This window comes from Furfurilactobacillus rossiae, from assembly GCF_013394005.1.
GTDB lineage: Bacteria > Bacillota > Bacilli > Lactobacillales > Lactobacillaceae > Furfurilactobacillus > Furfurilactobacillus rossiae.
Genome location: NZ_CP040586.1, coordinates 2,194,488 through 2,206,283, shown reverse-complemented (window position 1 = coordinate 2,206,283; position 11,796 = coordinate 2,194,488). Strand labels below are relative to the sequence as shown.

At 41.3% G+C, this 11,796-nt stretch carries 13 protein-coding genes; 12 read left to right on the top strand and 1 reads right to left on the bottom strand.

Features of this window, described 5'->3' with window-relative positions; translation table 11 throughout:
• Window positions 1–3 precede the first annotated feature (3 nt).
• The 10 genes from LROSL1_RS13245 (at window position 4) to LROSL1_RS10640 (ending at window position 7,819) form a co-directional block, all read left to right on the top strand.
• On the top strand, window positions 4–126 hold the full coding sequence (locus LROSL1_RS13245; protein ID WP_263863238.1) for a hypothetical protein: 123 nt from the start codon (window positions 4–6) through the stop codon (window positions 124–126).
• An 896-nt stretch (window positions 127–1,022) separates the two neighbouring features.
• Window positions 1,023–1,853, top strand: coding sequence for a DUF2785 domain-containing protein (locus LROSL1_RS10680; RefSeq protein ID WP_178914545.1), 831 nt, complete (start codon window positions 1,023–1,025; stop codon window positions 1,851–1,853).
• A 16-nt stretch (window positions 1,854–1,869) separates the two neighbouring features.
• The gene (locus LROSL1_RS10675; protein ID WP_178914544.1) at window positions 1,870–2,352 is read left to right on the top strand and encodes a GNAT family N-acetyltransferase; all 483 of its coding nucleotides are present in this window, start codon (window positions 1,870–1,872) and stop codon (window positions 2,350–2,352) included.
• Window positions 2,353–2,375: 23 nt separating this feature from the next.
• A complete protein-coding gene (locus tag LROSL1_RS10670; protein WP_178914543.1) occupies window positions 2,376–2,975 on the top strand; it encodes a DJ-1/PfpI family protein in 600 nt (199 codons plus the stop codon).
• A 78-nt stretch (window positions 2,976–3,053) separates the two neighbouring features.
• Complete coding sequence (locus LROSL1_RS10665) at window positions 3,054–3,317, top strand: type II toxin-antitoxin system prevent-host-death family antitoxin (protein WP_161003553.1); 264 nt, start codon at window positions 3,054–3,056, stop codon at window positions 3,315–3,317.
• Window positions 3,314–3,640 carry a type II toxin-antitoxin system RelE/ParE family toxin gene (locus LROSL1_RS10660; RefSeq protein WP_178914542.1) on the top strand — a complete coding sequence of 109 codons (327 nt, stop codon included), beginning with the start codon at window positions 3,314–3,316 and terminating at the stop codon, window positions 3,638–3,640. The genes LROSL1_RS10665 and LROSL1_RS10660 overlap by 4 nt, the downstream gene beginning before the upstream one ends.
• 272 nt (window positions 3,641–3,912) lie before the next feature.
• Window positions 3,913–4,869, top strand: a complete 957-nt coding sequence (locus LROSL1_RS10655) for a helix-turn-helix domain-containing protein (RefSeq protein ID WP_178914541.1) — start codon at window positions 3,913–3,915, stop codon at window positions 4,867–4,869.
• A 13-nt stretch (window positions 4,870–4,882) separates the two neighbouring features.
• Window positions 4,883–5,839, top strand: coding sequence for a helix-turn-helix domain-containing protein (locus LROSL1_RS10650; protein ID WP_178914540.1), 957 nt, complete (start codon window positions 4,883–4,885; stop codon window positions 5,837–5,839).
• Between the two features lie 11 nt (window positions 5,840–5,850).
• Entirely contained in the window at window positions 5,851–6,834 is a 984-nt protein-coding gene (locus tag LROSL1_RS10645; RefSeq protein WP_178914539.1) for a helix-turn-helix domain-containing protein, read from the top strand.
• 13 nt (window positions 6,835–6,847) lie between these two features.
• Window positions 6,848–7,819 carry a helix-turn-helix domain-containing protein gene (locus LROSL1_RS10640; RefSeq protein ID WP_178914538.1) on the top strand — a complete coding sequence of 324 codons (972 nt, stop codon included), beginning with the start codon at window positions 6,848–6,850 and terminating at the stop codon, window positions 7,817–7,819.
• A 225-nt stretch (window positions 7,820–8,044) separates the two neighbouring features.
• On the opposite strand, the gene hflX is transcribed toward LROSL1_RS10640, so the two are convergent.
• Window positions 8,045–9,325 carry a GTPase HflX gene (gene hflX / locus LROSL1_RS10635; protein WP_178914537.1) on the bottom strand — a complete coding sequence of 427 codons (1,281 nt, stop codon included), beginning with the start codon at window positions 9,323–9,325 and terminating at the stop codon, window positions 8,045–8,047.
• A 447-nt stretch (window positions 9,326–9,772) separates the two neighbouring features.
• Here hflX and LROSL1_RS10630 point away from each other — a divergent pair, with 447 nt between their 5' ends.
• Together LROSL1_RS10630 and LROSL1_RS10625 are read left to right on the top strand one after the other, a co-directional pair.
• Window positions 9,773–11,407, top strand: a complete 1,635-nt coding sequence (locus LROSL1_RS10630) for a peptide ABC transporter substrate-binding protein (protein WP_178914536.1) — start codon at window positions 9,773–9,775, stop codon at window positions 11,405–11,407.
• Between the two features lie 125 nt (window positions 11,408–11,532).
• Entirely contained in the window at window positions 11,533–11,793 is a 261-nt protein-coding gene (locus LROSL1_RS10625; RefSeq protein ID WP_017260953.1) for an AbrB/MazE/SpoVT family DNA-binding domain-containing protein, read from the top strand.
• Window positions 11,794–11,796 lie beyond the last annotated feature (3 nt).

The following is an 11,796-nucleotide window of genomic DNA, read 5'->3' as shown; positions in this document are numbered from 1 at the left end:
TCTATGAATAAGATTAGTGTATTTCCAACTATTTCTAAGAATGATCAATCAAAAGTTTATGGTGGAGCTGGTGAGCATATTTACAAACAAGCTAGGCTTGACGGGTTTCCCGTGGCGAATGATTAGTAACCAATCCACATCGTGATTTGTGACATGGATATTCATTAAATGCTGTTTAAAGCTGTACACAATTAGTGCTTTTAGGAGGACTCAGTATGAATAAATTAAATGCAGCAAATCTTGATATTTGTATGTTTAAGGGTCTGTGTGCGGGATAACAGGAAAGAATCTTTGGTGGCGGTGAAGTTCGAGGACAAAAGCTATTACAAGCTTGGGAGCAGGGATAGGATACTTACTTTATTTTTTTAAAGAATATAATCTTTTTGCAAAAATGTTTTTGCTACGATTGAACCCTTTGTAAAGGTGTTACCGTTGTGAATGTTTGGAGGCCTACTTATGAATGTTTTGTCAAATTTTAAAGTGATTAATGAAAAAGAGCAGTTATCAATTGTTGGTGGAGAGTTACCATCAATGAATCGTTGGATGGAAAAGGAATTTTTAAACCAGAATGGATGAGGATTTAGTATAACGCTTTCGTGAATAAGAACTATTCGACGATATGAGCGGAAATAGTTATGTAAATACATAATTGTCATAACTATTACTAATCCTTGAGGTTGAATAGATAATCTTATTTTACCCTCGTGACAAATACATTTTCTAATGAGTTAATAAAATTTTTGTAAAAATAATTTTGAAAAAATCTGTGAAGCTTGTAGATCTTTTTTCAATTGTGAAACAGACAATCATAAAATCCATTTGGAAATATTTAATCATCAAGCACTGAAATCCCATCTAAAATGAGGTCGGTAAGCTGGATTATTCAAGTGATGCCAGTGAGTATTACACGGTGAAAAAGCTGTAAACGAAGATCTGCATAAATTGCAGGTCTTTTTGTTATCAAAGCTTTTAGGACAACGAGTAAGATTAAGAAAATTAAGGGAAGAAGGAGGGTGCTCACATTGACTGATGAGAAACTAGAACGAAAACTAACGCGGTTACGAAAAGAGAATCCGCCTACGGTTAATGATTCTTTGTTAGCAGCGATGCTGGATAACATCGGCAATCTTAATTCAGTATTGCGCGACCAACTGATTTACAGTTCGTTTGCACAGTGGATTGACGACGGCACGATTTCAAATGAACGGGCGGTCTGGTTATTAAGACAAGTTCAGCAACGGAATTTATTGTTCAGTGGGATTCATGAACGTCAAAACGATGCAATTTATACCAGAACGTTTGCGGCGCTGCTGTTGACGTCTTTGGTCGCCAGAGATGCACGGGCGCCCTTCTTGACAGCAAATATGCGAACCCATCTTTTTGAAGACGCAACGCAGTATTTGCAATTAGAAAAAGATTTGCGTGGGTTGACCGAGCATGGTTGGGCGCATGCATTTGGCCATGATGGTGACCTGTTGTATTACGTTTGTTATCATCCAAAGTTTCCGACGCGGCTTATTCCACAAGCGTTGGCTGGTATTTCTCATGGCATCATGTTGCCTAACGGTTTTACGGCAGGTGAAGGCAGTCGCTTGGACAACTGTCTTGTTGCGTTACTGGCGCAGGATCGCATAACGGAAAGTCAGCTACTCAACTGGTTGCGAGGTGTCAGGGGCGTTATTGCCTTAACCGCTGACCAGTCGCTACAGTTTGATCAAAAAAACAAATTAATTAACCTGTGTGTTTCATTGGCCTATAAACTGCGCTTTGAAAGTTTGACTACGCCAAGGCTATCGGCATGGTTAGATGAGCAGATTCGAGACTTTTATGAGGCCAATGGGACAGTGGCCTGATCTGGAGATGGTCTATATGAATATTGAATTAAAACAATACGTTGATACGATCCAGTGTCAACAGTTGGTGGAGAACTATCAATTGAGTGATTTAACCTTCACAGGTTCGCCACAGTCTGTGATTGAAAAAGCAAAGCGTGATCATGATCAGGTGCCAGTGATGATTATGAATGATGACCAGTTAGCCGGCTTCTTTTGCCTTCATTTGCACCAAGGCCCATTGGAAATTGGTGGCCGTGCTGACTCGGATGTGTTATTGCGTGCCTTGTCGATTGACGAACGCTTCAGGGGACAAGGTATTTCGTTCGCCGCGATGAAGTTGGTACCGGCATTTGTTAAAGCTCATTTTCCGTATGTGACTCGTATTATTTTGGCCGTGAACTACCGTAATATACCTGCACAACACCTGTATCAGAAGACGGGCTTTCAGGATACGGGCATTCAGCGTGTTGGCAAGATTGGCCCGCAATATGTGCTGTTTAAAATGATAAATGAGTAAGTTACTGCCGGGGAGGGATAACGATGAATAAAATTCTAGTGATGATTTATGATGGCTTTTCGATGTATGAAATTAGTCCGTTAACTTCGATTCTTGCCTGGAGTCAAACAGATTGGCAAATTGATGTTGTAGCCTCTGAGCACAAGCCATATCAAACTGAAGATGGGTTCGATGTAATGCCACAAATGACATTTGAAGATGTTCAGAATATTCAGGCCTACCAGATGCTCGTTATGCCAGGAATCGCGAATTATCATACCGTTTTACCTGATCAAAGGAACATTGCCTTTCTCAGTCGTTTTAAAACGCGGCCACGACCAGTTATCGCGGCAATTTCGGCTTCACCCATTCTACTGGCAAAAGCTGGGTTATTGGACGACACCAAGTTTGTGGCGGGACTATTCGAAAGTGCATACGAAGAGGAGCGTTTCATTCCCAAACGTAATTTGGTGCGTAAACCAGTTGTATCGGATAATGGTATTGTGACTTCCACTGCGTTCTTCCCTCGTGAATTTGGCATCACTGCGGCACATGCAATTGGCGTCAACGTGCCGAAAAACATTTTTGAACAGTTTGGGACAGATGCAAGTGCCGAAGATTTAACTTTTCGAGATAATGGCTAGTGATTGAAAGTTTTTGTGAGGTCGGTTTGCTGCAAATTTGTACGAAAATATGTATACTAATGCTGAGAGGTGATGGTGATGGTTAATCCGCAAAAAAATCTAAATATTCGACCTGTTTCAGAATTGCGTACCTACAACAAAGTGTTGAATCAAGTGGGACCAGACAGCCCTGTTATTTTGACAAAAAATGGTTATGGTAAATATGTTCTGCTTGATTTAGAAGATTATGAAAAGTATGAGAAGTGGTCAATTGCTGAGGAATTGACCAAAGAAATTGAGAATGCAAAAAAAGAGAAAACCCATAAGTTTTCGGATGTTCGAAAGGAAATTTTAGGGGAATGAGCTATGATCTGGAGATTGCAGAGGGTGCAGAACACAGTTTAAAGCTTATAACTGTGCAGAAACGTGAATCCTTTGGGGATGTAATTGCCAGAAAAAGGATTTTAACATTGCTAAATGGTATAAATAATTTAGCTTCGTTTCCAAGAATGGGTAAAAATGCACGAAAACAGGGATTTCCGATAGCTTCAGAGTTTTACTTAATGACGATAGGCAAAAATATTGTACTTTATGAAATTCAGGAAAAAAGTGCACGTGTTGTGGTACTAAGAATTTTTTCGAGTTCTCAGAACATTGCTGAGAGGATAATGAACTTGGACTTGTAAATGAAGTATTAAAAAAACAGAGAGCCGATTAAACATTTTGTTCAATGTTTGTAAGTGTGCTTAATTGATTATTTGTCCCGCTTGCACAGTAAGCTGGTGCTAAAAAGTTGAGCTGGATAAAATATGCCGATAAGTCAAAACCACTGATACAGTGCTTTTGACTTATTTTTTTATGAGATAATTTAGTGCATTCTCACCGCTTTCTAACAATTGACAACATTCTGCGCTATACTTAATCAACGAGTGATTTTCAGAATGGGGGATCAGTTTGCATGGCCACATATGGGGCAACGTTTCGGCAGCTACGAATCGGTAAGAATATGACTTTAAAGGAACTGGCCGACGAACAGGTGAGTGTTGGTTTCTTGTCTAAGTTTGAAACGGATCAATCGAAAATTAGTGTAGACCGATTGATGCATCTACTGGATAAGATGAATGTGACTGCTGATGAATATTTCTTTGCCCAACATGATGGTTATACCGAGCTCCAAGTACCCAAAGTATGGTCCGAAATGAGTGTGCCAAACGCTGTGGCAGCATTAGGCAGCAGTTTTTATTACACCGCCGGATTATCAAATCGCGGGCAATGGGAAAAATTAGCACGGTGGCATCAGCACTTGGCCGAACAGGCCTCCTCAACACCGACAATGGGTCATTGGCTAAACTTTGATTTTGCGCAACTGCTTCTAGCACAACACCAGCAGGCCGAACCTTATCCGTTTGTTCAACGGGCAATCACTTACTTACAACAAATTGATGAGTGGAGTATTTACGAGTTGATCGTGTTTAACGTTTTTCTGCAGGGGATGAGCGTGCCTGACGCACAACAACTAGCCCTGTCCGCCAAGCATAAGTTGGTTTCACAGGCTCCACTTAGCGAGATTGCAGGGATGCACCGTGGCTTTTTGGTCACTAGTTTTTGCTTTTTTATGAATCGCACTCATTTCGATATAGCGGAAGAATTGCTTGGTCAGATGCACAGTCTGCACAAAGAACAATCACCACAACAAAGTACTGGCGATTTCGGAATGTTAATTCTGTGGTGTCAGGGATGGCTGACCTATCGCCGCGACAGTGAGGAACGGGGTCAGTCACAGATGAAGGATGCACTGACAATTATGCGATTGTGCGAAGAGGAAAGCCTGTGGCGTTTGTACGCTGCTTTTAGTGATCGGATTTGGCAAACGAAGGATGATCATTTACTTTATCATTCACGATTAATGGCCTAGAAAGGGGAATGACATGGCATCGTATGGCGAAACGTTTCATCAGTTGCGTGTGGGTAAAGGATTAACGTTAAAAGAACTTGCAGATGAACAGGCGAGTGTCAGTTTTCTCTCAAAGTTTGAACAGGGCCAATCGAAAATCAGTGTCGATCGACTGATGCATTTGCTTAAGAAAATGAATGTGACTGCTGATGAGTATTTCTTCCTGCAGCATGATCGTTATCTGAACTCTCCGATGCCAGTGGAATGGCGTGAAATGGGTGCTGCAAACGCACTAACAGATTTAACGAACATTTTCCTGATTAGTTCGGGTTTGGCGATACGACATCAGTGGAAAAAACTTTACGCGCGGCTCGATGTATTGAAAGAAAACGCAAAAAAATCCCCAACGGTTAATAATGTGTTGGGATATGACTATGGTCGAATGATGCTGGCCAATCATACCGGGAAAAGCATTGAGCACAGTTCGGATCATGCTGTGGAATATTTAAAGCAGGTTGACGACTGGGGCATTTATGAAATTTTAGTCCTCGAATCCTTTTTGACCGCCATGCCATTGGCCGATGTTGAATTATTTACTAATATTGCTGAACGTAAACTGACGGCGAATGAGTCGATTATGTATGTCGCGGGCATGCATCGCGGATTTTTAGTCAGTAGTTTTTCATATTTTATGTCGTTGGATCAGTTTGCGTTAGCCAATGAAACTTTATCGAAGATGAAAGCTTTACATAAAAAGCGCGATGGTCGTGATTTGACTGCTAATTTTGCGATGACGATATTGTGGTGCGAAGGTTGGCTCAAATATCGTGTTGATGACAAGGCACTGGGCAAGTCCAAGATGAACGATGCCACCACCATGATGAGGTTATGTAAAGAAGATCGTATGTTTAGGATTTATGACGATTTTACGGCAGAAATCGTGAGTGCACCAAATGATCACGATTTTCATTACGGCACCGTTATTTCTTAGGAGAGGTCAATATGCAATCGTTAGGACAAACGTTTCATGAACTACGTAAAAGTAAGAATCTAACACTTAAGGAAGTTTCGGATGACGAAATCAGTATGGCGGTGATTTCGAAGTTTGAGAATGATCAAACGATGCTGGGCGTGGACCGCTTTTTACATTTACTACAACAAATCAATGTCACAACGACAGACTTTTTCTATCGTTATCGGGAATCAGATGAGCGAGCTCAAAGAGCAGGACTTGAGATTTCAGACGACGGCATGCCACTGCCTGAAATCTTTGATGTTTTGGATCCGTTCAACGACATATTTCAAATTTCTGGTGATGACAGTCAAAGTACGGCACAAAAGATTTTAAGTTTTCAAACCTTCATCAAATTGACAGAGCAGGAATTAAAGAAAAATTCTTGTTTGGCTAATCGTTTGAAATTGTCCCTAGCAAAAGCAGCGCTGAAGATGCATCGGTCTAAGATGAGAGATCACGTCTCGACACATCAAGAAATGTTCCCAATTATTGATTATTTAGGCGGTGTATCAGCATGGACAGCATTTGAATTATTACTTTTCATTACCACGTCAATTTACATGGACGTCGAAGATTCAATGATGCTGTTTTCCCGTTTTATGAAGCAAGCCAATTTTTATGTTCGTTTGACTGATTTACGACACTTAGGATATTCCGTCTGTTTTACGCTCTTTTCGACTATGGTTGCACATAGGACTTTTGATGACGCAAAATTTGTGTTGGAGAAATTCGATGATTTGATGAGCAAGGACAATGATGTAGAAGCACAATTTGCAATCCTGAGTTTGTTTTTACACGGGTGGTATCTTTACTTGACGGGACAAGAAGATGTCGGCAAAGATAAGTGCAAAACTGTGCTGCAACTTTGCAAGACACTGCATTTAACTGAAGATTCGCGTTTCTATCGTAAAATTTATGATAGCATGCAGGACAAAACATCAGCGATAATTTATTCAAAGATCTTTGACTAGGGGGGTGTGTACAATGCCGGCGTTGGGAGAGACATTTCGAGCGTTACGTAAAAGTAAAGGCTTAACGCTTAAAGAGATTGCTGATGAGCAGGTTAGTGTGGCCGTGATTTCGAAGTTTGAAAATGGCACTAGTATGCTTAGTGTCGACCGTTTCTTACATCTTCTGGATCAAATTCACGTGACGACTAGTGAATTCTTCTATTGGCAAACGAACCGGTATGCGGTTTCCCCGATGCCATTATTTGGTAACAGCGATCATGCGTCACCGAGTTGGAAGTTAGTATTGCCCATGCAGAAAATTCTAGAACTTGTTAATAAGGCCGATCCACCAAAAGGTGTGCAGGAAGTTGAGAACTATCAAAAAGAGTTTACAAAGGTTTTTAGCGATCAACCGACTCAGATGAATTCGCTGGTCATGGCGATTATAAATAGTAGTGTGGATTTACTACATTTTAGGTTGGACAAAACGGCGTCAGATATACTACCAGTGACGAAGTACCTGACTAGTGTTGAACAGTGGGGTGAATTCGAAATATATTTGCTGATATTTTCGGTTTCTTTTCTAGATGCCTCAGATTTATTTCGTTTATTCAAACGGGCAATGTATCGAGCGGATTGGTACAAATGGTTGGCTGACGATCAGCACACACGCTTTAATTTATGTTTTGATGCATTTTCAGCTTTAATAGGGAAACAACATTATACCGAGGCAGCTGAAGTGCTTAAAATTATGGATAATCTTGTACATGACAAAGATGATTCTGACGTGCGTTTTGCAGTCCAAAATCTATTTATGCATGGTTGGTATGATATTGTGACTGGTGAAAAAGAAAAAGGTAAACAGCAATGCGAAAATGCATTGTCTGTTTACCGAATTCTAAACGTTAGCGGGGATGAGGAACTATTACGATTGGTTTATGAGCATATTCTGAAATATGATCCTAGTGATGTGAAACACATGTTTATTATACTGACAATGGGATAAGGTAATACACTTGACTACGTTGTTTTGTTTGCTTTGTATAAACAATTGCTAGAGGTCAAAGAATAAGTCGGTTACTGTGAATAAGAGGGAATTTATTACCCTTCAAGTCGTGTTAAAAAGAGTTTTTTTAGACGTTTATCCACTGGTCAATAATAAAAAAGCTTTTTCCCTTTAATTCGATATGGTCGAATAAGAGAGAAAAAGCAGTTTTCATTGGTGCTTTAATTAGTTTACCCGATACTTTTCAAACCGTTGCGCTGATTCATCCGTCAGCTCGACGGTTATTTTAGTACCTTCGGCAACATATTCAGTTTCCAAAATATGTGCTTTTTCATTCAGGAAGTTCAAAATATTGCCCTGATCAAACGGAATCAGCAACGTGACCGTTTGATAGTTCTTAAAGACTTGTTCCCGAATCATCGTAATCAATTCGTCCAATGAAGCGTCGTCGCGGGCCGAGTAAACGAGTTGCATGCCCTCGCGTGACGGGTACTTAGCCTCCGTCTTGTCGGCTTTGTTGAATGCAACAATCATTGGAATATCAGTGACGCCAATTGCCTTAAGTGCCTCATTAGTGGTTTCCATCATTTTTTCACTGTTCGGGTCACTATAATCTACGACCTGAATGAGTAAATCGGCGTTAGCAGCTTCGGCCAGCGTAGAACGGAATGCTTCGACTAATCCGTGAGGCAGCTTGCTGACAAAACCAACAGTGTCCGAAAGTAAGAACTGCTTTTGATCCGGCAGGTTGATCTGTCGAACACTGGTATCAAGCGTTGCAAACAGCATGTTCTTTTCAAACACTTGCTTGTCTTCGTTTAAGCCGTATTTGCGAACAAGGCCGTTCATAGTGGTTGACTTACCAGCGTTTGTATAACCGACTAATGCCACGGTAGGGAGACCGTTCTTTTCCCGTTGCGTACGTTGTGTGTCGGCAGCTTTGGTGATGTCTGTTAGCTCGCCCTTCAGATGCTTGATCTGATTGTTGATGGTTCGGCGATCCATTTCTTGTTGTGTTTCACCAGCACCACGGTTAGTGAATCCGCCACCACCGCCGGCACCAGTTTGTTGGTCCAAACGTTGGTTAACACTGGTATGCAACCGTGGTAGCTGATACTGGAGTTGAGCAATTTGGACCTGTAACTTAGCTTCCCGTGTCTGAGCACGGTTGGCAAAGATATCCAGGATCAAAGCAGTTCTGTCCAGTACACTTGCTTTGGTAGCAGATTCAATGTTACGAATCTGTGAAGCGGTAAGCTCGTCATTTGTCACGATGGTATCCACGTTTTCACTGGCGACAATCTCAGCCAGTTCGGTAATTTTTCCCTTACCAAAGTAAGTGCCTGGATGCGGCCGTTCAAGTTTTTGACGAACTTCTTCCTTAACAATCATATTATTGGCGGCAACTAGGTTGGCAAGTTCTTCCATGGAATATTCAAAGTTGCCAGCACCGGTGTTGAGACCGGCAATAATAACTTCTTTTGGTGCAATTGCAGTTTCGTCCAAATGTGTGTCCTCTTTTCTAAGCCGAGACTTGTAATGACTTAATTATACCATTTCGCACGTTACGCTGGCCGGTTCGGTGTTTGCGAGAGGTGAAGGGCAATCCGTTTTAGGAATGAACGTTGAAGCCAGTTGGATTAGCGGAAAATATCTGAAATCAATGGTCCCATGAGCATGACAGACCTTCAACGGAACTGACAAAATTCAGACCAATTGTTCTATACACGAAATATTTCATGCTAAAACATCTGCTGTGAATGGACTAATACAGTGCATAAGCAACTTATACCGTTTTGAAATTAATTAAAATAAAATTAGCAAAACTCGTTGGCTTTAATCTTATTTTAATCTATTATCATCACAACTTTTCAAAACATAAGTTGCCGCGAAAAGTACATAGCTTGGAATGCATCACCACAATAAGGTGAATTCCACAAGGAGTGTGGTTGAATGAAGGTTCGTAAAATTTTAGCAATGGGTGCAACAGCGACGTTATCCGTATTAACGTTAGCTGCGTGTGGTAACAAGGGTGCGTCAGGGCATAAGGGCGAGTTAAATTTAATGGAAACTGCCGAAATGCCGACACTAGATCCTTCGATTGCGACAGATGATGTTTCAATGACGGCGTTATCGAACACATTTTCAGGAATTTACCGAATTGGTAAGGATGCTAAGCCACAAAATGAGTTGGCAACGAAAACGACGGAATCGAAAGATGGGCTTCACTGGACATTTGACTTGCGTCACGGAACGAAGTGGTCAAACGGGGATCCGGTTACTGCTCAAGATTTCGTTTATTCCTGGCAACGCACAAACAGTCCAAAGACAGGATCACAATATGCGTATCTGTTTGAAGGCGTGAAGAACGCGGATGCCGTTCAAAGTGGCAAGATGAAACCCAGTGCCCTAGGAATTAAGGCTGATGGCAAGTACAAGCTGTCCGTTACGTTGTCTAAACCAATTCCATATTTCAAACTGTTACTTGGTTTCCCAAGCTTCTTCCCACAAGATAAAAAGGCCGTTGATAAGTACGGCAAGAAGTATGGGCAAACATCTGCCACCCAGGTTTACAACGGACCATTTAAGGTTCAAGGATACAAAGGAACCAATGCAAAGTGGGACTGGGCCAAAAACAACACATACTGGGATAAAAAGAACGTTAAGTTAAACAAGATCAATTTCCAGGTTGTTAAGGAAAGCAGTACGCAACTAAATATGTACAATTCTAAGAAGGCTGACCTGACTCAGTTGAGCGGGGACCAAGTTGCTCAATATAAGAACAACAAGAATTACATTTATCGTCCCGGTTCATCGGCTGCTTATCTTGAATTGAATGAAGAAAAGGTGCCAGCGTTCAAGAACCAAAAGATCCGGGCTGCATTATCATACGCGGTTAGCCGGTCACAATTGACTAACAACATTTTGCAAGACGGTTCCAAACCTGCAACAACGTTTACACCTTCCAAATTGGCCAAGGATCCAAAGACTGGCGAGGACTTTGCCAAAGAAGCCGCAGTTAAGGGCGCTTTGACGCAGAACCTGACTAAAGCTAAGCAATTGCTTAAGCAAGGGGAACAAGAAGCCGGCATTTCCGATTTGAAATTCACGTTGATGGCTGATGACACTGACACTGGTAAGAAGAATGCTGAATTCTTACAGTCCGAATTCCAGAAGTTACCAGGTGTTAAGGTAACGGTTCAAAACGTGCCTTATAAGACGCGTTTAACCCGTTCAGCTGCCCACAACTTCCAGGCTGTTGTCACGCTTTGGGGTGCTGATTACAGTGATCCATACACGTTTGCTCTGTTCACATCGGACGGGACTTACAACGATGGTTTGTGGAAGAATGCCACTTATGACCAGAATGTTAAAGACTCCGCTGGCAAGAATGCGTTGAACAAGGAAGCACGGTTCAAGAACTTAGTAACCGCTGATCAAACGCTGGTTAAGGATTATGGTGTTCTGCCATTGTACACTGGTTCTTTCTCTGGCTCTGGTCCATTCTTGCAACGTCCATACGTCAAAGGGATTATCTACAATTCAGCTGGTATTAACTGGAACTACAAGTACGCTTATGTAAAGTAATGTATTTCTAAACAATCCCGACATTTTAAAATGTCGGGATTGTTTTTTTGACGACAGTATATACATGAGTATATACTACATAAAAATGTATTCGCGTTTAGGCGAGTTAAAACGGAGGTGCTGACATGCAAAACGCAAAGATATCGAAGTGGGGTAATTCTCAAGGCATTCGAATTCCAAAGGCGATTTTGTCAGAAATTGGCATTACTAATCTTGATGATGCTGAAGTATCAATGGATGTTGAACAGGGAAAATTGGTAATTATGAAAACTAAGAGCGAATCAAAAATAATGAGTCGATTTGCTAATTTTGATTATGAAAAGTATTTGCAAGATGAAAATCGCGTGGCTGACTTGGGAGAGCCGAAGGGGCGTGAACTCTGGTAGATA